Source organism: Paenibacillus sp. P22, from assembly GCF_000469945.2.
GTDB lineage: Bacteria > Bacillota > Bacilli > Paenibacillales > Paenibacillaceae > Paenibacillus_O > Paenibacillus_O humicus.
The window spans coordinates 1-20,152 of record NZ_CBRA020000086.1 but is presented as its reverse complement, the minus strand read 5'-3'; the positions used below and the strand labels follow the sequence as shown (position 1 = coordinate 20,152).

Here is a 20,152-nt window from a genome sequence, read left to right as displayed (position 1 = left end):
GCATCAATCAGCTCTTTAAGTATTCATCTTTCAGCAACCAAGATTATCGCCGGGGGTCACACCGAGAATCGAAGCAATCCGTTTATACTGAACCGTACGGCTTTGAACCTGCATCGGATTTCTACCGTTGCATTCCAATGCGCCATTAATCGTTCTAATGGTTTCACCGAATCCTTTAGAGTTAACCATCGCATTATGTCCCGTCATCGTTCCGGCGCCTGTTTGAGTGTTCCAAAACCAAAGTGCCGTTTTCCAAGCTACCGAAGCGTCCTGGGCAACTAGATCTGGATTGTTCAAGAGTGGAAGCCCCAATGCTATGCCTGCCGCCCCATAATTGTAATTCCAGCTCAATTGCAGGGGACCGCGACCATAATATTGCTTTCCAGGCGCGGGGGGGATACTGATTGTGGGCAGCAGAATAGTGCGAATAATTCGCCGTGTTCTGCTCAACGACATGGTATAATCCTCCCGTTTCATGATAAACGTTGGCAAGGAATGCGGCAGCTTCCTGCTTCTGAATGGTGATGCTGCCAGTTGTCGTAAAACCCGGGTAAGCGCTGATAGCAGCCAACAATCCAGAGTAGGTGTAGAATCGATTGCGGTTAGAGAATATTTGGTTGAATTGGTCTTCAGTAACGATGAAACTGCCCGATTGCGCGGATGCAGGGGCAGTATTGGAAGCAGAAACGATGAATTATTCCCATCCGGAAGCTGAATTCCTGTTCGCATAGAGAACCGATCCCTGATTCAAGTCCACAGATACGTATAGATTGTTGGCTACAGCTTGAAGGGCTATTTTTCCGTTGCCTCGATCGATTTTCCTGAATTTTTCCCAAGCTTGAATCGTAGACGCCCTTGCGATCAGTTTAGTCCCCTGATTCAGATCAGCTGTTACATATTTGTTGTTGGCAATCGATAAGAACGATACGGTATTGTCTGAATTATGGATGACATTAAATTTCTCCCAATTCTGCGCAACTGTCCGGTTGGCAATAAGCGGGCTCGCCCCTGCTTGATCCGCAGACACAAAATGATTGTTAACCGCTGCTTTAATCGTTGAAGACATATGAAGACCTCCTATAATAAGTTGAACTAAATGCGCGTTTTTTCGCATGTAGACAACTGCGTGGCAGAGAACAGTAGTAACGATGTCCGCTTTATAAAGCGGTTGCTGAAAACGAACGTATTCTTAATGTGCAAGCCTTAATGCCATCCATATCCCGTCAGAGTAGACCCCATTATGCTTTAATGCGTTTTTTTCGACCCCGTAGACTTCGAAACCTAAGGATTCGTATAGGTTTCTTGCCGCTTCATTTTCCGAAACGACGGCTAATTTCAGCTGCTCCACACCATCTATCTTCCTCGCCTTATGAATAAGTTCCAGCATAAGGGCTTTTGCCATGCCATGTCCGCGCAGTTCAGGAGCTACATACATTCCGTATATATTTCCTTTGTGGGCGTCCTTAAGGCCGGTGTCCCGCATGAAAGTTGCCATTCCGAACAGAGTGTTATTGACAAAGGCTCCAAGGACAAATTTATCGGGAGTCGGTTTGAGGAGTTCTTTGTAAAATTCCAAGGGAAACTTGGCTTCCTGTTCATAGGAAGAAACGTAAGCTTCCGGGCTGCTTTGCAGCCCGTTTAAGCGCAATTGCTGGTATGCATGAGCATCAGATTCCGACAGGGAACGAATGTTCATTCATTTTCTCCTTGTGTTAAACGTGATGGCTTCAAGGACTTTATTTTCTCTTCCGTGGCTGCTGCTTCGATGCTGGGACAGCCTGATGCTATATTTTCTCAACGATCGTTTTGTTTAAAGTTCAAGGCTGTCGAGTCGGCTTATAGCAGACCGCCCGAAACGAGAATGGTATCGCCAGTAATCCAAGCCGCTTCGTCGGACGCTAAGAATACAGCTGCTCTTGCAATATCTTCGGGCTGTCCTACACGTCCAAGCGGTGTCATGGAAACAGCATGTTCTCGGATCTGGGACCAAGCTCCGATCGCTTGTGTGCCTTCTGTCTCCGTTGTCCCCGGAGCGATGGCGTTCACGCGGATATTTCGTCCTCCGAGTTCTTTTGCCATCACTCGCGTCATGGAGCCCGTTGCGCTTTTTGTCGCCGCATAGAGCAACGCGGACACAGAAGGATTAATGCCCTCAGTAGAGCTGATGTTAATGATATTGCCGCCTTTTGTTCCGAAATGCTGGACGGCTTCTTTGCTGGTCAGGATCGGCCCCAGAACGTTGGTATTAAAGTGACTGTGAAATTCATCCTCGGTTATTGCCTCAAGAGTCGCGAACCGAAAGATGCTGGCATTATTCACCAGGATATCGATTGGGCCAAATAACCGCTTTGTTTCTTCAAATAACCGTTTGACATCGGCTTCCTTGGAAACATTGGCCTGAATGGCGGCTGCCCGTCCTCCGTTTTTCATGATCTCGGAAACAACGAGATCCGCACCTTCTTTGCTTCCCGCATAATTGACGATTACCGCTGCACCAGCTGCCGCAAAGGCTTTTGCAATGCCTGCGCCAATCCCTTTTGATGCACCTGTCACGATCGCTACTTTTCCTTGTAGTTTTTCCACGGTTAAAACCCCTCTTCTTCTTTTTTACTCCCTAAAGTTGTTTTGGGAGCCGTATGGCAATATGGCTTCAGCAGCTCAAGAGAAAGCCAAGTCGGACATTCTGAGGCCGACAGAAAACACAAACTGCAACGTGATGAATGCAGACTGGCGAGCGTGAATCAACGATCATTTGTGTAGGGCACGCTTTAAAGCCGTTTTATATCCGTCTACAACTCTCCGGCTGATTTCAGCAGTAGGAAAGTATTCTTCAAAGCCGTGAAAACCTCCAGGGTATAGATGAAACTCTGTCGGCACCCCCGCCTGCGTCAGCCTTGTTACATAATCGATTGTTTCATCGCGAAATGGATCCAAGTCACCAACACAGGTGTATGTGGGTGGAAGTCCTGACAAATCGGTTGCTCGTGCAGGAGCAGCGTATTGGGTTCCTTCATCTAAATCCCCTAGATACATTTTCCATCCAAATTGGGTTTTCTCATCATTCCATACTCTTCGATCTGTGATTTGATTGAAGGACTTCGAAGTCATCCGATCATCAATCATGGGGTAGAGAGGCATTTGGAATGCTATTGCAGGCCCCTTGCGATCTCTTGCCAAAAGGGAGACGGCAGCCGTTAATCCACCTCCGGCACTGGGACCGATTACTGCGATTCTGGATGAATCAACACCCAGCTCTTCAGCATTTTTAGAGAACCATATGAGTGCAGCATAGCAATCATCAAGTGGAGCTGGATAAGGATGTTCTGGAGCCAGCCGATAATCCACTGAAACGATGACACAATCGAGTTCGGATACCAGTTGCTGCAAAGTAGGGTCCATCATATCAGCAGATCCAAGGATATAGCCGCCGCCATGAAGATACAGAACACCGGGCAGCGTTTCTTCCTTCACTCTTGGTTCGTAAATTTTGATCCGAACATCTGGATCCCCCTCTGCTCCAGGAACATGTTTCTCTGATGTTAAAACAGCATCATTAGCGGGCAACGTTGCAGCTATACCAGCAAACATCTCATTCATTTCGTTCCTTTTGGCATTTAAGTTCTCTCGGGTATAAATGACTTCTGGCAAATAAGAAAACATTTCTTTAATTTCCGGGTTTAGTTTGTTCTCCATCATCCACTCATCCTTCTGCTTAACTTCAGCTTTATTTTTCTCCTCTTTCAATATCTTTGCTTCTCAAGTTTTAAAGTTCCGCCATTCATCCTTTTATGTACTATATTTCCATGCTTTTTGCCCTAACAGTTCCCGCAGGGTCGTCCTGTAACGTTTCTTCCGATGTGGTCCGACTCAGTCTGGCCGTTTTTTTCCACATCCGGACTTGAAAGAAAACGGAACCGGACAGACTCATCGTTGGCTGCAGCTTAAATCCGGCCGGCAACCTGGTTCTCATCTGCATGATGGTTCAACCGCCTGCCCGCGGAAATAAGAGGTAAACGCCTGAATGACGTTCATCGTACCGAAGACTTCCTTGCTGTAAGAATTCCTATTCCTGTCGAACATCCGTTTTTGTCAATAAACGGGCTCCTTCGAGTAATTTCTTTTTGTTTCTACATTAGCTTCATACCGTTTTTGTCATGGAATTATCTCCTTCGAGTAATTTCTTATTGTTTCTACATTAGCTTACCGGGTTAAAGTACCTCTAAGTCAATTCCATGCATCCAGGCCTTATAGGTAAAGGATTGTATTTGATTCTATGTAAGCTCTTATAGCAAATTATGTTAGAGTTACTCTAATCAATAGCGATCAACTTGTGCTCAAGGTAGATTCCTCCCCGCTTTGCTGCCTCAGAAAAGCGGCATTGACTAAACTACAAACACTACGCACTAACAGGGTCATCCGCTATTTTGCTTTAATGGACGAACTGGCGACTGTTTGCCGGAGGAGCTTCGTGCTGACGATGTGCACATTCCTCGCCATTTTGTGCGGATTATGGGCCTGTTCCGACATGTTGTTCAATTTTGGGCACTCTAGGCTAAGCAGGTCCAGGGCATCCGCTCCGTTCCCCCACCTATGCCCTCCTGACCGCAGGCGTTCTTGCCCTGCTCCCTGCAGCCGCGTCCGCCTTTGTGTCTATGCAGTGAGAAAGATACCGATGGAATGGATTCGGAAGCTTCCCTCTGCTCTTGCTTTTTGCTTTGCTTTTTCAGCAAAAAAAAGCCAATTCGGACCTTTTCAGGTCGAAATGGCTTTTTTTCTGCCGCTTTCTATGCCAGGTTCCATTCCTCATGGATTTTCGGCACATCGGCGATGAGCTGCTGCGTATAGACATGCTGCGGCTGCAGGATGACCCTCTCCGCCGGCCCCTTTTCCACGATGCGCCCCTTTTCCATAATATAAAGCGTATCGCTGACATAGTAGGCCAGCCCGACGTCATGCGTGATGAAAATGATCGTCATCCCGTTCTCCTCCCGCAGCTTCATGAGCATGTCGAGAATGGTGGAGCGGGAGCACGCGTCGATCATCGATGTCGGCTCGTCGGCGATCAGGATGCGCGGCCGCATCATGAAGATGCGGGCAATCATGAGCCTCTGCATCTGGCCTCCGGACAGCTCGAACGGGTACTTGTTGTACAGCTCGTCGAACTTCAGGTTGACGAACGAGCAGGCATCGATCATTCTCCGGCGCTCCTCCTCCTTGCTCAGCTCCAGGCTTTGCAGGGCGATGCAGTCGCGCAGCAGCTTCTCCACCCGGTGGAACATATTGAACGAGGAAAACGGATCCTGGAAAATCGCCTGGATGTCCTTCCAGTAGTTCCGGCGCTCCTTATGCCCCTTGAGCCGTCTCGGAGCCCCCTCGTATTCGATCCTGCCGTTCGTTTCCTTGAGCAGGCCGAGCAGCATCTTGGCGAGCGTCGTCTTGCCGCTGCCGCTCTCCCCGACGATGGAGATGATCTCGCCCTTGTGGAAGGCGAAGTCCACCTCACGCACGGCCGTCTTTTTCTTCTTGCCGTAGCCGAACACCTTGGTGACGCCGACTCCGGCGAGCAGAATGTCCTTATCGCTGAACTTCTTCATCCGCATAGCACTCCTTCAAGGTATCCACGCCGAATATGCAGCGGTATGTCCTGCCGGCCTCCACGCGCATCGGAATCTTGCCGCTGCGGCATTCCTCCCGCGCGAAGTCGCAGCGCTCCGCGAAGCGGCAGCCTTCCGGCACGTTCTTGAGGTTGGGCGGAGCCCCGGGAATGGCCGACAGCTTGTGGTCCTTCATGCCTTCCTCGGGGACGATGATGGAGCCCATCAGCCGCTTGGTATAAGGATGGACAGGGTCGAACACCATCTGCTGCGCCGTGCCCCGCTCGACGATCTCGCCCGCGTACATGACCATGATGTCGTCCGTCACATGGTAGAGCAGCGGCAGCTCATGCGTGATGAAGATGAGGGAACGGATGAACTTCTTGTCCAGCAGCTCCTTGAGCAGGCGGATGACCGCCTTCTGCGAGGTGACGTCGAGCGCTGAGGTCGGCTCGTCGGCCACGAGCACCTTTGGATTGAGGATCGTCGAGATGGCGATGACGGTCCGCTGCTTCATGCCGCCAGACAGCTCGCTCGGATAGCGTCCAGCACCTCCGGAGCGAGATGCAGCGTGCGGAATCTCTCCTCCGCCATCGCCCTCACCTGCGGCTTCGTCAGCTTCGGCTGATGCTCCTTCATGAGATCCTCGATGAAGCGGATGATCTTCAGCGTCGGATTGAGCGCGTTCATCGCGGCCTGCGGAATATAGGCGATTTCCCGGCCGAGAATCTGCTTGCGCAGCCTCTCCTTGCCGAGCTTCATGATGTCGATGCCGCCTATGGAGATCGAGCCTTCTCCGTAATAGAGAGGCGGGAAATAAAAGCCCATCAGGCTCATCGACAGCGTCGACTTGCCGCAGCCGGACTCGCCGGCGATGCCGAGCGCCTTGCCCTCCTCGAGCGCGAAGTCGACGCCGTCGACGGCGAACACCTTTTCGTTCAGACGCGTCCGATAGTACGTCTTGAGCCCTTCGACCTCCAGTACGCGCCGCAGGGGCTCGGGGGCAAGTTCGGGTTGCAGGGTCCGCCAGCTTCCGGCTCATGCGCGCTCACTCCTGATTTTCGGATTGAAGATCTCGTCCATGCCGGTGTTGATCATGTACAGCGAGAAGGTGATGACGGCGATCGAGAAGGCGGCCGGGATGAACGCCCACCACGCCCCGGCGACCGGAGCTTCGAAGACGAGCGCCCAGTTCATGATGATGCCGAGCGAGATCGTGTTGTACGGCCCCAGGCCGAGCATGGAAATGGAAGCCTCCGACAGGATGCCGGAAGCGACCTGGAGGATGAAGGCCATGACGACGTAGGAAGCGATATACGGCAGAATTTCGAAGACGATGATCTTCGGCGTGCTGTGTCCGGATATTTTGGCCAGATTGACATGATCCCGGTTCCTCAGCGAGCTCGTCTGGGCGCGCACCGCCCGCGCGGTCCACGGCCAGCTCGTAAGGCCGATGATCAGGGCGACGAGCAGCGAGCTGCGGGAGTTGATGCTGACGGAGATCAGGATCAGGATGATGAACGACGGGATGACGATGAACATGTTCGTCACCGCGGTCAGGATGTTGTCGAGAAAGCCCCCGGCGTATCCGCACAGCAGCCCGATCGCCAGACCGATGATCGTGGCGAAGACGCCCGCGACGAGGCCGACCATGATGGAGGTGCGGATGCCGTAGACGAGCTCCAGGAACAGGTCGCGGCCGAAGTTGTCGGAGCCGAGCAGCAGCCCCCCCGCCCGGAGGCTGGAACGCCAGCGCCTCCATCGACAGCGGATCGGCCCGGTTGATCAGCGGTACGATGACGACAAGAGCGACCATCAGCAGCAGCATGATGGCGCCGAACATGAACTTGGGCGAACGGATCAGAATGCCGGCGGAATGCTTCATCTCAGTTCTCCTCCATTTGGGACGCCTTAATGCGGGGATCGACGATGCCGTAGACGATCTCGATCGTGAAGTTCGCCAGCAGCACCGTCAGCGCGATCAGCAGCGTGCAGCCGGAGATGAGCGGGTAATCCAGCTGCCGGATGGCCGTGAACAGCCAGGTGCCGATGCCGGGGTAGCTGAAGACGATCTCGCAGATGAGCGAGCCGCCGACCATCGTGCCGATGGACAGGGCAAGGCCTGTAATCTGCGGCAGCATGGCGTTTTTGAACACATAACGCGCCACGCGCGAATCGCGGATGCCGAGCAGCTTGCTGTACAGCACATAGTCGGAGTTCAGCTCGTAGATGCTCATCTCTCTCATGCCGATCGCCTGGCCGCCGATCGTGACGAGCACGATCGAGAGGAACGGCAGCGTGTGGTGGCGGAGCACCGAGAGGATGAAGTCGAGGCTGAAATGCGGCACCATCTGATAATCGTAGCCTCCGGACATCGGAAACCACTTGAGCGTGATCGCGAGCAGGTACAGCATGATGATGGCGAGGGTGAAAAAAGGGATGGAATTTACGAACAGCGCCGCCGGGAAAAGCACCTTGTCGAAGACGCCCTTGCGGTAGGCGGCCACCGCGCCGAGCACGTTGCCGATGATCCAGCCGACGAGGATGGCGGGCAGCTGAAGCGCGACCGTCCAGGGGACGGCGGCCATCAGGATGTCGGATACCTTGCGCGGATACAGGCCGAAGGATGTTCCGAGATCGCCGGTGACAAGCTTCTTGAGGTAAATGCCGAACTGCGCGAGGAGCGGTTTGTCCACCCCGAACTCCTTCATGAAGTTGTCGTACACCTTCTTGATGGAATCGCTGTCCGTCATTCCCTGCGACACCTGGGAAGCGATCGTGCTGACCGGGTTGCCCTCGATGAGTCTCGGCAGCAGGAAATTAAGAATCAGCGCGATCAGCAGCGTGACGAGATACCAGCCGGACTTCTTCAGGAAATAGCGGGCATAGGCATTCAAGAGCTTCACCTTCCTTTAAGGAGAAGGGCCGGCCGCATACGCGGCGGCCCTGTGGTTGCGAGGCAATGATTGCGGTCGAGGCATAGCCGTGCAAGCTTCCGAGTCCACGCGTGCCCGGAAGCGGAGATGGCCGCGGCGGTTCGGTTCGACTATCCGCGCAGCGGCGGTTCGGTTCGGCTGCCCGGAGCAGCGGGCCGAATCTCTCTGGAGAAGCAGCGCGTTCGCCTTTGATCGAGGATGCTTACCCTGCAAGGGGTCAAGCGATCGAGAGCATCCGAGTTCAACCGCGATCGGAAGAGAGATCGGCACGCGCAGCGGCCGCCTTGCCAGCGAAGTCAGTTCGTGATTTTATACAGAGCCTTGATGCCCGCCCCGTCTATCGCGATCTGCGGCGGAATGTTGCTGCCGTCCCCGTCGACCGGGAAGCCCTTCCAGACCGACTCGTTCACGGTGTAGAACACCCACGGACGGTACATCAGCGGAATGGACGGGACGTCCTTCAGCCAGATTTGCGTCAGCTCCGTGTACATCTTCTTGGCGTCGGCTTCGGATGCGGTCGGGATCTTGTCGATCAGCTCATCAGCCTTGTCGTTTTTATAGCGGCCCCAGTTCCAGAACGCCATCTCGCCGGCCGGCGCTACGCCTTTGGAATACATGATCGTGCGGGCGCGGCTCCACGGGTTGCTTGGCGTCACATTGCCGGCCGGCGTGTTCATGATGATGTCGAACTTGCCGGTCTGCAGGTCGTTCGTCCAGACCGGAGCTTCAGGGAACTTCGTACGAATTTCGATGCCGATCGCCTTGGCGCTCTGGGCGACGATCTCCAGCGCGGCGTTCCAGTCGGACCAGCCGTACGGGCACTCGACTTCGTACGGACCGAGACGCTGGCCGTTCAGCACACGGATGCCGTCCTTGCCCTTCTTCGCTCCGATGCTGTCGAGCAGCGCGTTCGCGGCTTTGGTGTCCGTCGTCCACTGCAGCGGCTTGATGGCGTCCTGGTCGACGAACTTGGACTCCGATGGCGTATCGAGCGTCAGCGAAGGCTTCATGTCGCCCGAATAGCCGCTCATGGCCAGCTGCGACACTTTCTTGTAGTCGATGGACATCGCGATCGCTTTGCGGACTTCCGGCGAATCCAGGCCCTTTTTCGACATATTGAAGAAGATGGATGGCATCGATCCCGGCAAATAGTAAGGCGCATCCTTCAAGAACGTCTTGATCGGAGCTTTCTCCTGCATCTTCCACACTTGCGGCGTGAACTGCTGCGAGACGTCCACCTGGCCGCTCTTGAACGCCAGGTCTCCGGCCGCGTTGTCCTTGTAGATGACATGCGTGATATATTTCGGAGCGGGCAGCTTGCCGAACAGCTTCTGGCCCCAATAGTTGTCGTCGCGGATGAGCGTGATCTTCTGGTCGTTGTAGAACATGAGCTTGTAAGGCCCGGTGCCGACCGGGTCGGCGTTCATTTCCTTGCGGATCGTCGCCAGGTCGTTGTTCGACTTTGTCTCGACGCCTTCCCATATATGCTTCGGCAGCATCGGCATCAGCTCGATGCTCTCGGTTACGGTCAGTTTGTTGGCGTTGGCGGGGTTCAGGCTGATGACGACCGCATTCGCTCCGTCCGCCTTGACATCCTGGATGTAATCCCAGTAGCTGGACCAGTTGAGCTCGTATTTTTTGCCGAGGCCATAGGTATACACGACATCATCGGAAGTAAAAGGCTGGCCGTCGCTCCACTTGGCGTCGGGGTTCAGCTCGATGCGCAGCGTCTTGTCGTCCGTCCAGCTGTACGACTTGCCGAGGAGAGGCTCGAGCTTTCCGTCGATCATGTTGATCATGAACAGCGTTTCATACACGAGCTCGCGGGAGTTGCCGTAGTTGATCGGAAAAGCCGGGTTGCCGCTCAGCAGGTTGAAGTTGGTCGGCGCTCCCCATTGCAGGCCGTTGATATAGAGCGTCTCGTTGCGCGGCGTTTCCTTGGCTCCGCCGGAACTGTCCGTGCTCGCGGTCGGCTGCGGGCTGGCCGAAGGATCGGCGCTCGCGGCCGGCTCCTTGGTCGCCTCCGTTCCTCCGGTGTTCGCCGCGCTCGTTGGCGGCGGCGTGGAATTGCTGCATGCGGCCAGCAGCGACCCCGTCATCATGACCGAGGCGAACGTTAAGGCTAGCGCTTTACGCTTCATGGCTTCCTCTCCCCATTCCTCAACTAAATTGGATGCCTTTCCCTTAAGTAAGCGTTTACATAAACAAGTATAAAACGGCCTCGAAGGACCGTAAATGGTGGCAGTTTTGGGATTATATCTATTTTTTTGGGGTAGAGCCTCCGATCTGCGGCTGCGGATCTCAGGAAACGTCGGCCGCCGGGATGCGCAGGCGAACGCTGCGGACAAGGAATGCGTCCCCGGCGCGGTTCGGACGGCAAGAAACCGCCGTGACAAGGCCTTTCTGAACCATGATGCCCCGCTCCGCCACAGTCAGCTTCGGATTGCGGCCGTTGAGACGGCAGCGGCGGAAAGCTGCCGGGGTCAAGCGGGCCATACGGGTGATGACTCCGCCGATGGCCGGAGCTTCTACAATCCACTCCGCCGACGTCTGCGGCCCCTTATAAGCCTGAACGGTCCGGAACAGCCAGCCGCGGGTGGCGTTGCGTAGCCGGATGAGCCATTTGGACAGGGTCAGCTTGACGATGGAAGCCTCGATGAGGTCTCCGGGACATACCGGCAGCTTGATCCTCGTCTCGGCCTGAGGCAGTATTTCCCACCAGGCGTAATAGTTCGCTTTGCCGTTCACGTACTCATGCTCGGTTCCGGTCTGGATCAGGCAGCTGTTGTTGTAGCCGTCGATGCCGATCCAGGCGGAGGAATACGAGGATCGCGCCGAGGGCAGCACGAGCGGCACGCTCCAGGAAGCGGAGATGCTTCGGAACGCGCCTTTGCTGCCGGTTGCCGCGTACCCGCTCCAGTTCGACGAGGTCCAGCCTGCGTTAGCGAGGACAGGCGAAATTTTTTTGCCGCGGCAAGCGGCTTTCATTCGTTGGGATAACCGATCGGGCATCTGTTCACAGCCTTTTGAGGGAGATGCTATATCAACTATGCATCGGGCAGAAGGCGTGCATGGGCATCCGGCTGCCATCGCAATCAAGCCAAAGAAATGCTATGGAGGCTTAGTTGCGCCAACCGAATGAAGGACAGTCGCTCCCTTCCCGAAAACGGCAAATAGCCCCCGCTCAATGCGCCGGAGCTGAAGCTCCGTCCCTCACGGCTCCACGAAAAAAATGTACATTCCGGCTGCTTTCTTGATCCGCTGCCGTTCGCCGACAGGGAGCCTTTTCAGCTCTTCGGTACCGTAGGCGCCAGCCGAAAAGCTGTTGTTGCCTGTATAGAAGCCGATCATGAAGAGGTTCCATCCTTGAGCGCCAACGAGAGGCTGATGCGGTCGCTGCCCGCATGCTTGAGCATCTCCCTTGAATCGTCCAACAGAGGCAGCGGCAGCCGGGTGCCCGGATGGACCGTATGCATCGGAACCAAATCAAAAAGACGCGGAATCTAGCATTCCGCGCCTGTTCCTTTGAAGCACCCTTTTGAACCGGATCAGTACATGAAAGAACTAACGACGATGACGAGAAGCACATACAGGACCAGGATGGCGCCTGTGCTGGAGTAAGCATTGCCATAGCCAGCTTCCGACATGATTCAAAACCCCTTTCACAAGTTCTACTCTACGTTATGTATCTCCCGGACGCGACGTTTGGACGGGAAGTATAATTGTGCTTATGCTAGGGGAGCCGGCAGATTCATAGACAGCCGTCCCCTCCTGCACGGCGATCCGGAGCAAGGCGGAAGCCTGAACCGAAATGAAAAAGACGCGGAATTCGCCTTCCGCGTCTCCCCATGCGCCCTCATCCGCTCCTTGAACTAGTACAGGAAAGATGCGGTTACGATGACCAGCAGGATGAACAGGACCAGGATGGCGCCTGTGCTGAGTCTGCCATGACCATATTCGGACATTTTTCATTTCCCCTTTCGTTCTTGCTACTCTACCTTATGTATCTCCCATGCACGACGTTTGGACGGGAGGAATATTTGTGCTTATGATAGGGTATTCCGCAGTTTTGTAGACCGCTGCAGGGGAATCGGACGTCCCGTCCGCCATGCCGAAACGGAAACGGAAAATGAAAAAACGCGGAAGCTTTCGCTCCGCGTCTTCATGTGGAAAGCTGATTTTTACCTGATTAGTACAGGAAAGAGGCGCTTACGATGACCAGCAGAATGAACAGGACCAGAACAGCGGCTGTGCTGATCGATTTGACGTGGCCGACTTCAGACATCTTCCATTTCCCCCTTCACTTGAGTCTACCCTACCTTATGTATTTACCGGCAGCGATGTTTGGACGGGAAGTATATTTGTGCTTATGCTAGGGTATTCCGCAGTTTTATAGACAGCTGCAGGGGGGGGGCGGGACGGCGCAGCCGCCATGCTGAAATGGAAACGGAAAATGAAAAAACGCGGAAGCTTTCGTTCCGCGTCTTCATGTGGAAAGCTGATTTTTACCTGATTAGTACAGGAAAGATGCGGTTACGATGACCAGCAGGATGAACAGGACCAGAATGGCGCCTGTGCTGAGTCTGCCATGACCATATTCGGACATTTTTCATTTCCCCTTTCGTTCTTGCTACTCTACCTTATGTATCTCCCATGCACGACGTTTGGACGGGAGGAATATTTGTGCTTATGCTAGGGTATTCCGCAGTTTTATAGACCGCTGCCGGGGAATCGGGACGTCCCGTCCGCCATGCCGAAACGGAAACGGAAAATGAAAATGAAAAAACGCGGAAGCTTTCGTTCCGCGTCTTCATGTGGAAAGCTGATTTTACCTGATTAGTACAGGAAAGAGGCGCTTACGATGACCAGCAGAATGAACAGGACCAGAACAGCGGCTGTGCTGATCGATTTGACGTGGCCGACTTCAGACATCTTCCATTTCCCCCTTCACTTGAGTCTACCCTACCTTATGTATCTACCGGCAGCGATGTTTGGACGGGAGGTATATTTGTGCTTATGCTAGGGTCGGCGTGATCTCCTCAAGCGGAAGGGCCCATTTTCACGCCCATTTCTCCCGGAGTCCAGCCATAACCGGAACGGCAGGCATAGGATATCGCAGTCTACCGAAGGGAGAAATGACAAATGTCTTATGGAGTCGTCGGCGGAGAAGGCGTAGGCTGCGGTTACGGCGGATTTGGAATGAGCACGGCAGCAATCCTGGTCCTCTTCATTCTGCTCGTCATCATTACGCGCGCGTTCCTTTGCTAGTACTAGTACGGAATGTCATTTTCTAAGGCAAAAGAGGACCCCCGCGGGTCCTCTTTTTTGATTCCTTTCTACGCCGAGACTTGAAGGCTCTAACGAACGTGGATATCCACGCCGTATGCATGCAGGCCCAGCTTGCGTGCGACCGACTGCGAAGCGAAGTTGTCCCATGAGGTGCTGTAAAATGGCAGCATGCCGTCTGCCTGCAGCGCCTGGGCCCAGGCTTCCGCGCACCGGATCGCGAGCCCCCGGCCTCGATGGCCCGGCAGCGTCTCCAGTCCGGCCTCCGCTCCAAGGAGGCCTTTTCTTGCGCTGAAGCAGACCGACACGGCCAGCCCGTCTTCGACAACGGCAAAAACCGGTTGGCGTTCCTCCAGTCCTTCGGCCAAGCCCGGAAATCCGGAATCAAGCAGGCTCCTGTTCTCGCTCGTAATGCGGATGGCTCCGCCCGCTGCCTGAACAGGATTCCTGAACAGATAAGCCGGCCCCATCCAGATCGACGTCAACTCCCGGATCCCATTCCATCTCCGAATCAGTTCTCCAAGCCCCAGCCCTGGCCGGCCTTTCCCGAAATCACGGTCAAAAGCCTCCCGCTGACCGTCCGGGAAATCCTCGCCGAAGCGGACGACGTCTCCCTCCGCCGTTCTGCCGAGGAAAATAAGCGGCGCCGCCGAACCGGACGGCTCATTGACCGCGGTCATCGTTCCCCGTCCATCCGTCTTGAACAAGATCTCCGCTTGAATCGTCATCCGCTCATAATCGCCGATCCTATCCGCACTTCTTCCCCTCATCGTCCCGCAACCCCCCTTCTTCAAGCGCGCATCTATCCTCCTGCGTCTGCGGCTGATTGAATTCTGGCGGCCAGCGCCTCCGGCGTCAGCTCCGAATCCGGCCGCAGCAGCTCCTGAATGCCGGCGTACATCGCCTCGGTAACGCCCGCGGGCAGCCGCACATCGAATACCGGCGTCAGGCGGACCTGCCGCATCAAGGACAGATATTCCCGGAACAGCGGCGTCGAAGCGCTCTCGTCGTATTCGTTCGGATACGAGCCGGACAAGTCGCCGCTCTCGGCGGCCCGATTGGCCTGTTCCGAGCCGGTGAGCAGCTTCACAAGCTCCAATGCGGCTTCAAGACGGTCCCCGCTCAGGCCGGCCTTGAAGGCAAGTCCCCAGCCGGAACCGCCGGATACCGCAAGGCCGGCTCCTTCCTGCCCGGCCCGTACGGCGGGCAGCAGCGCCAGCCTGGTCTCAGCTGCTATGGCCGGAGGCGCATCTGCGGCGAACGAGGATACGGCCCAGCCTCCCTCCAGCACGACCGCCGCTTTGCCCTGATAGTACAGCTCCCGCTGCTGCACGTTGTCGAGCGTTCCCCGGTCGGCGTTAAGCAGCCCTTGATCGGCCAAGCTGCGAACGGCGCGAAGCGCCTCCACGAACGGGGCGTCCGTGTATGCGGCGGTTCCGGCTACGGCATCATTGATCCAGGCTTCCCCGACATAGCGCTCCGCCAGCGTGCTGAACAGGCACGAGCCTCCTACCCAGGCATCCCTGTTGCCGAACGAAATCGGTGTATAGCCGCGCTTCTTGATCGTTTCCAGCGCCTGGAGGAGCTCCTCCCAGCTTCCCGGGAAATGCTCGTAGCCCGCTTCCCGAAACATGCGGCTGTTGTAGAATACGAGCGAGGTCGCCGTAATCTGCATCGGGACAGCTGCCCGCCTGCCGCCGAAGGTGAAGTCGTCGAAGGCCTCGGGCCTGAATCCTCCGCCCCAGGAAGGATCGGCCGCCAGAAAGTCGTCCACCGGCTGGATCAAGCCGTTGCCGAGCAGCATCCGGGCATCCGAGCCGAGAACCATGAAGACGTCGGGCAGCGCGTTGCCGGCTGCGAGCGTCTTGATTTTCAGCTTCAAGGCGTTGTTGTCCAGCACATCCTCCTTCAGCTCTAGGCCGGGATGCTCCCGGCGGAACTGGTCCACCAGCTCGCGATGGACGACATCGACGGCTGCCGTAGAGGTGGGCAGCCAGGAATCCGTGAGCGCGATCCGCAGCGGCTCGCCCGTCCCGGCAGCAGGGGCTGCAGACGGCAGCGGCAACGGACCGCTCCTGCAGCCGGCGGCGGCCGGTATGAGAACCGCAAGCAGCAGCGCCGCCGCAATCCGCTTGAGCATGAACGACTCTCCCCCTGCCTTCTGGCGGCTATCGACTGCGGTAATCCCGAGGGGACATCCCCGCATGCTTCTTGAACATCAGCGAGAAGTACTTATAATCCTGGTAGCCGACCTTGCAGGCGATGTCCGCCGTCCTCAGTCGGCTGTCCCGCAGCATCCGCTGCGCTTCCTCCATCCGATGCCTCGTCAGCCACTTGATGAAGGTCGTTCCCGTCTCTTCCTTGAACACCTTGCTTAGATGAGCTGCCGTCACTCCCGCATGGTCGGCCGCTTCCGCCAATCCGATCGGCTTGTCGCCGTTCTCGGCGGCGAAGCGGATGACTTCCTTGACGAGGCGGCTCGCGGCGCAAGGCTTGCGGACAGTCTCCTCCGCGCAAGCCTGCTGATCCCCCTCGCTTGCAAGTGCAGCCTGCGCATCTTCCGGCTGCCGAGCTTCCGGATGGGAGCTCTTATACACCGCGACTCCTCCCCCGGCGGCAGCAGCCTTCTGGCGAAGGGCAGCCAGCGCTTCAACGAAACCTCGTCCCGCGTCCTCAAGACCGCAGACCGGCAGAGAGGCGCCAACCGCAATGGAAACGCCCAGACAAGCATGGACATTTGCCGCGACCCGTTCCAATGCATCCAAAGAAAGCTTCCCGCTCGGCATAGGGAGGATTCCTGCGAGCCTGCCAGGGCGGATCGCCGTTATGCAGACCGGGCTTCCCGGGGCTGCGGCGAGCGTTTCCTCGGCGATGTTCAGCAAGGCATATCCGTAAGCGTCCAGCTCCGAGGGAGTGAGACGTTCCTGCAGCTGCCGGTAGCCGTCCACTTCGGCCGCGAATACGGCATAGGGAGGCCCTCCCAGCTCCATGCCCAGCAGCCGCGCCTGCTCGAGAAGCTCCTGCCGGCCGATCCTGCCTTCCAGCATCCCCGCGACCCAGCCTCGACTTAAGCAGAGGAGCGCTCGCCCGGAGCAGCTGTCCCCTGAGCTGCTCTCCCTGCCGCCGGAGCCTGCGCTCCTTCTCCTCGTCGCGCAGTCCCGATACGGTCTCCACCAGATTGTCGGCCAGCACCGGCTTGAGCAGGTAATGCCGGATGCCGAGCGCCATCGCCTCCTTGGCGCAGGCAAAGTCTTCATAACCGCTCAGCAGCACCATTTCCACGTCCGGATACTGCTGCTTGACGGTGCGCGCCAGCTCGATGCCCGACATGACCGGCATCCGGATATCCGAGAGGATGAGGTCGACCGGCTCCTCCCGCAGCTTCTCCAGAGCTTCCGCGCCGTCGCGCGCCTCGGAGGCGATTACGACGCCGTAACGCTGCCAATCGATGGACATCCGTATTCCTTTGCGCACCATCTTCTCATCGTCAACCAGCATGACCTTGAACATGGACAGCCTCCCCCTCTGTGCATGGCTGGCGCACGGTAACGACTGTGCCTTTCCCCGGAATGCTCCGGAAATCGATTCCATAGCCGGTGCCGTAGTTCAGCCGGATCCGATCGCGGATATTCGTCAAGCCAAGCCCTCCCTCCTTCCCGTTTCCCTTGCCGGACTCGCATGCTTCCAGCCGAGAGAGAATCTCCTGCTCATCCGCTCCGGCCCCGTCATCGGCGACCTCATAGAGAAGATCGGCTCCCTGGCGGTAGATCCGCAGCCGGATCCTGCCCTCCCCGCCTCCCGGCTCGATGCCGTGGCGGACCGCATTTTCCACGAGAGGCTGCAGCACGATTTTCGTCACCTTGCAGGAAAGGACGGACGGATCGATCTCTTCCAGAAACCGGATTCCGCCGTCATGCCGCTTCTGCTGGATCGCCATGTAATGGCGGATATGCTCGACTTCCTTCTCGACGGTCGTGAAGCGGCTGCCGCTGTTCAGGCCGATCCGGAACAGCTGGGACAGGGAATTGATCATGAGCGACGTCTCGAAGGCGCGCTCCATCCGGCACATCCAATAGATCATGTCCAGCGTATTGTAGAGGAAATGGGGATTGATCTGCTCCTCGAGCGCCTTCAGCTCGGCATCCTTCTGCTTCATCCGCGACACATGGACCTCGTTGATCAACTCATCCAGCTTGCGCGACATCCGGTTGAATCCATGCGACAGCAGCGCGATCTCGTCGCTGCCCTTCACCTCCATCTGCCCGCCGAAGTTTTCTCGCTCCACATGGCGCATAAGCTCCCGGATTTTCTTCAGCGGCTTCAACACCTTGGATCCGAAGATGAGGATGAAGGCCAGGCAGACGGCCAGGCTGGCCAGCATGGAGGCGTAAGCGAAGCGCCGGATCACCGCTGCAGGCTCCGCTATTTGCCGCAGCGGCGTCAATTCCACGATATGCCAGTCCGGACGGCTCATCCGGTCGTATACCGCCAAATAGCTCTCTCCGTCCAGCTCTGCGACGTACTGCCCTTCGCTTGCGGAGCCGAGCCCTCCTGGCGGCAGCGGCGGAGGACTGCTGCCTCCATCCGGATGAAACTCCTCCGAGGTGAGCACGATCCGGCTTCCGTCCAGCAAATAAAACGGACTCTCTCCCGGCATGCTGCTGCGGTACAGCTCCAGGATGCTGCTTTGCGGAATATTGATCTTAAGCACGCCCAGCGAGCGGCCGACATCGTTGATATCCCGGATGTCCCGGATCATCGTGATGACCTTGATTTCCTTGTTCTGGACGTAGACGCTGTCGGGATACCAGCTGTCGCCTCCTTTCCGTTCCTTGGCGCGAAGCAGGCGGTCGGGAGGGATGGCGTTGAGCGCGCCCCTGGTGTCAATGCCCTTTTCGGCGAGATCCTGCAAATAAATCGAAAACAGATAAGGTTTGTTGAAGGCTTGCTCGTTGCAGATGGACAGGATGCGCGAGAGCTGTTTTTGCCTGGCGGCAGGATCCTTCGAGGACAGATAAGCGGACACATCCCGATTCTGGATGAGATTCAGGGAAATGGTATTGACGTCGTTCATCATCATGTCGAGATGGCTGGAGACGGCACGCGCGCTTTCCAGCTTCAGCTGGGCGACCTGGCTCTGAATGAGCTTCGTCGATTCGAAGGTCGAGAAACCGCTTACAATTACAAGCGGAATAACGGCCACCGCCACGGCGAACAGCAGAACTTTGGATCTGAGGCTGAAAAACCGTCTGCTTCCCATCGTCTCACCGCCCGAAGCTGGAATTGGATGGCAGAGCTTGATCTCGGTTGTGCTTTTATCATACGACATCGCCCTCCGGACGCCAAGCGAACAGGTGATTGCTTCGGCTGCGGCTGCCCGAGCGGCCGTTCGTCGGATGCCCGCGGCATGCCGGCAAGACAAAAAAAGCCGGTCCGGATGCAATCCGGAGCCGGCTGGACGACCTAGTCCATGCTCTCTTCCTCTGCGGACGGTGTCGTCCATGGAACCGGCTTGGCCGCGGCACCGGCTGCTTGCGCGGCAAGCACGGCAAGCTCTACCTTGCCGAGCGCGATGCGGTAGTCGGCCGTCATCTCGAATGGATGCGGCAGCGGCAAGCCGCGGAAATACGGCAGGACGGAAGCGGTGCCCGCAAACCAGTCCCCCGGCTCCGGATCATCGACGGGACGGTCCGACCAGGCCGCTTGGAGCGGCGGGCTGTAGAGGGGCTCCGCGCCGTCGCGCAGCCGTCCGCCGGAGAGGCGTTCCCGGTAGGCGGCGGTTGGCGGGGAGCGTCGTACAGATGCGTACATCGCAGGGGCGTAGTCGCTCCGCGACCCGGTATGGCGGGTTTTCTTGGCGAACTCAAGGACGCCCTCCGCCACCCCGGGCACTCCGAACAGCAGCGCGTACAGCCGCTTGCCGAACTCGATCCGCTCCTTGAGATCGGAGAAGTCCTCGAGAATAAGCCCTGCGAGCAGCGGTTCTCCGCTCTCGTCCCGGCCGTAAGGAAACACGACCTGGTTCAGCTGCAGCACCGACTGCATGCCGAAGTAGAATGTGCCCAGCACCTTGCGCCGATAGTAGGCGTTCTGGACGACCCGGCTCTCGATGAAGTTCTGCTCGTTCACGATCAGACCGATCGTCAGCGGCACCGCATCGCCCGTGCGGAGGAACTGCTGCCAGACAGGCCGCATGAAGGCCGACACTCCGAGCGCCGGCAGCAGATGCAGCAGGCTGCGCCCGCTTCGCCTGCTCTCCTCGTAGAGAAGCAGCTGGGCATACTTTTGTCCCTCTGGCTGAGCTGCGGCCMGTTGTTCCTTGGTTGTTTATCGGCT

23 protein-coding genes and 4 pseudogenes are annotated in these 20,152 nt (G+C 56.8%); 1 reads left to right on the top strand and 26 read right to left on the bottom strand.

The genetic code is table 11. From position 1 onward, the window contains the following. Positions 1 to 30: 30 nt before the first annotated feature. The 19 genes and pseudogenes from BN871_RS26910 to BN871_RS27710 all read right to left on the bottom strand — a co-directional run bounded on the left by BN871_RS26910 (position 31) and on the right by BN871_RS27710 (position 13,462). Positions 31 to 456, bottom strand: coding sequence for a chitinase (locus BN871_RS26910; RefSeq protein WP_269745428.1), 426 nt, complete (start codon positions 454 to 456; stop codon positions 31 to 33). 43 nt (positions 457 to 499) lie between these two features. Continuing rightward, a pseudogene (locus BN871_RS29660) lies at positions 500 to 613 on the bottom strand (chitinase); the annotation flags it as partial. An 81-nt stretch (positions 614 to 694) separates the two neighbouring features. After that, entirely contained in the window at positions 695 to 1,066 is a 372-nt protein-coding gene (locus BN871_RS13395; protein WP_048746559.1) for a hypothetical protein, read from the bottom strand. A gap of 123 nt (positions 1,067 to 1,189) precedes the next feature. Continuing rightward, on the bottom strand, positions 1,190 to 1,696 hold the full coding sequence (locus tag BN871_RS13390) for a GNAT family N-acetyltransferase (protein WP_021879342.1): 507 nt from the start codon (positions 1,694 to 1,696) through the stop codon (positions 1,190 to 1,192). 140 nt (positions 1,697 to 1,836) lie between these two features. Then, positions 1,837 to 2,583, bottom strand: a complete 747-nt coding sequence (locus BN871_RS13385; protein WP_021879341.1) for an SDR family NAD(P)-dependent oxidoreductase — start codon at positions 2,581 to 2,583, stop codon at positions 1,837 to 1,839. A 165-nt stretch (positions 2,584 to 2,748) separates the two neighbouring features. Continuing rightward, positions 2,749 to 3,693: an alpha/beta hydrolase gene (locus tag BN871_RS13380; protein WP_048746620.1), complete on the bottom strand. Its 945-nt coding sequence runs from the start codon at positions 3,691 to 3,693 to the stop codon at positions 2,749 to 2,751. A gap of 1,091 nt (positions 3,694 to 4,784) precedes the next feature. After that, entirely contained in the window at positions 4,785 to 5,594 is an 810-nt protein-coding gene (locus BN871_RS13370; RefSeq protein WP_048746556.1) for an ABC transporter ATP-binding protein, read from the bottom strand. Next, positions 5,575 to 6,111 carry an oligopeptide/dipeptide ABC transporter ATP-binding protein gene (locus tag BN871_RS29655; RefSeq protein ID WP_269745427.1) on the bottom strand — a complete coding sequence of 179 codons (537 nt, stop codon included), beginning with the start codon at positions 6,109 to 6,111 and terminating at the stop codon, positions 5,575 to 5,577. Before BN871_RS29655 ends, BN871_RS13370 begins: the two co-directional genes overlap by 20 nt. Beyond that, positions 6,108 to 6,524 (bottom strand): ATP-binding cassette domain-containing protein, encoded by a 417-nt coding sequence (locus BN871_RS29060; RefSeq protein WP_269745426.1) that lies wholly within the window; start codon positions 6,522 to 6,524, stop codon positions 6,108 to 6,110. Before BN871_RS29060 ends, BN871_RS29655 begins: the two co-directional genes overlap by 4 nt. A 108-nt stretch (positions 6,525 to 6,632) precedes the next feature. Next, positions 6,633 to 7,247, bottom strand: a complete 615-nt coding sequence (locus tag BN871_RS13360) for an ABC transporter permease (protein WP_232313030.1) — start codon at positions 7,245 to 7,247, stop codon at positions 6,633 to 6,635. A gap of 233 nt (positions 7,248 to 7,480) precedes the next feature. After that, the gene (locus BN871_RS13355) at positions 7,481 to 8,491 is read right to left on the bottom strand and encodes an ABC transporter permease (protein WP_048746555.1); all 1,011 of its coding nucleotides are present in this window, start codon (positions 8,489 to 8,491) and stop codon (positions 7,481 to 7,483) included. 335 nt (positions 8,492 to 8,826) lie between these two features. Further along, on the bottom strand, positions 8,827 to 10,671 hold the full coding sequence (locus BN871_RS13350) for an ABC transporter substrate-binding protein (RefSeq protein WP_048746554.1): 1,845 nt from the start codon (positions 10,669 to 10,671) through the stop codon (positions 8,827 to 8,829). A 160-nt stretch (positions 10,672 to 10,831) separates the two neighbouring features. Next, positions 10,832 to 11,542 carry a G1 family glutamic endopeptidase gene (locus tag BN871_RS13345; RefSeq protein WP_083436431.1) on the bottom strand — a complete coding sequence of 237 codons (711 nt, stop codon included), beginning with the start codon at positions 11,540 to 11,542 and terminating at the stop codon, positions 10,832 to 10,834. A 201-nt stretch (positions 11,543 to 11,743) separates the two neighbouring features. Next, positions 11,744 to 11,881, bottom strand: a complete 138-nt coding sequence (locus tag BN871_RS27720; RefSeq protein WP_021879332.1) for a hypothetical protein — start codon at positions 11,879 to 11,881, stop codon at positions 11,744 to 11,746. Between the two features lie 197 nt (positions 11,882 to 12,078). After that, positions 12,079 to 12,177 (bottom strand): YjcZ family sporulation protein, encoded by a 99-nt coding sequence (locus BN871_RS29055; RefSeq protein WP_232313028.1) that lies wholly within the window; start codon positions 12,175 to 12,177, stop codon positions 12,079 to 12,081. A 225-nt stretch (positions 12,178 to 12,402) separates the two neighbouring features. Continuing rightward, complete coding sequence (locus BN871_RS26905) at positions 12,403 to 12,495, bottom strand: YjcZ family sporulation protein (protein WP_083436430.1); 93 nt, start codon at positions 12,493 to 12,495, stop codon at positions 12,403 to 12,405. Positions 12,496 to 12,719: 224 nt separating this feature from the next. Beyond that, entirely contained in the window at positions 12,720 to 12,815 is a 96-nt protein-coding gene (locus BN871_RS27715; RefSeq protein WP_121234964.1) for a YjcZ family sporulation protein, read from the bottom strand. A 228-nt stretch (positions 12,816 to 13,043) separates the two neighbouring features. After that, complete coding sequence (locus tag BN871_RS26900) at positions 13,044 to 13,136, bottom strand: YjcZ family sporulation protein (RefSeq protein ID WP_083436430.1); 93 nt, start codon at positions 13,134 to 13,136, stop codon at positions 13,044 to 13,046. 230 nt (positions 13,137 to 13,366) lie between these two features. Continuing rightward, positions 13,367 to 13,462: a YjcZ family sporulation protein gene (locus BN871_RS27710; RefSeq protein WP_121234964.1), complete on the bottom strand. Its 96-nt coding sequence runs from the start codon at positions 13,460 to 13,462 to the stop codon at positions 13,367 to 13,369. 210 nt (positions 13,463 to 13,672) lie between these two features. Here BN871_RS27710 and BN871_RS29050 point away from each other — a divergent pair, with 210 nt between their 5' ends. After that, the gene (locus BN871_RS29050) at positions 13,673 to 13,798 is read left to right on the top strand and encodes a hypothetical protein (RefSeq protein ID WP_021882580.1); all 126 of its coding nucleotides are present in this window, start codon (positions 13,673 to 13,675) and stop codon (positions 13,796 to 13,798) included. Between the two features lie 89 nt (positions 13,799 to 13,887). Here the strand turns inward: BN871_RS29050 and BN871_RS13340 are convergent, their stop codons facing one another. The 7 genes and pseudogenes from BN871_RS13340 to BN871_RS13315 form a co-directional block, all read right to left on the bottom strand. After that, positions 13,888 to 14,586 (bottom strand): GNAT family N-acetyltransferase, encoded by a 699-nt coding sequence (locus tag BN871_RS13340; RefSeq protein WP_048746551.1) that lies wholly within the window; start codon positions 14,584 to 14,586, stop codon positions 13,888 to 13,890. 32 nt (positions 14,587 to 14,618) lie between these two features. Beyond that, positions 14,619 to 15,956: an ABC transporter substrate-binding protein gene (locus tag BN871_RS13335; RefSeq protein ID WP_048746549.1), complete on the bottom strand. Its 1,338-nt coding sequence runs from the start codon at positions 15,954 to 15,956 to the stop codon at positions 14,619 to 14,621. Positions 15,957 to 15,984: 28 nt separating this feature from the next. Next, positions 15,985 to 16,413, bottom strand: a complete 429-nt coding sequence (locus BN871_RS13330) for a helix-turn-helix transcriptional regulator (protein WP_021881979.1) — start codon at positions 16,411 to 16,413, stop codon at positions 15,985 to 15,987. A 93-nt stretch (positions 16,414 to 16,506) separates the two neighbouring features. Beyond that, positions 16,507 to 16,806: pseudogene (locus BN871_RS30235) on the bottom strand (hypothetical protein); the annotation flags it as partial. A 232-nt stretch (positions 16,807 to 17,038) separates the two neighbouring features. Next, positions 17,039 to 17,272 (bottom strand): annotated as a pseudogene (locus BN871_RS30230) (response regulator); the annotation flags it as partial. A 31-nt stretch (positions 17,273 to 17,303) separates the two neighbouring features. Then, positions 17,304 to 19,076 (bottom strand): sensor histidine kinase, encoded by a 1,773-nt coding sequence (locus BN871_RS13320; protein WP_048746618.1) that lies wholly within the window; start codon positions 19,074 to 19,076, stop codon positions 17,304 to 17,306. Between the two features lie 203 nt (positions 19,077 to 19,279). Next, a pseudogene (locus BN871_RS13315) lies at positions 19,280 to 20,092 on the bottom strand (DUF2515 family protein); the annotation flags it as partial. Positions 20,093 to 20,152: the final 60 nt, after the last annotated feature.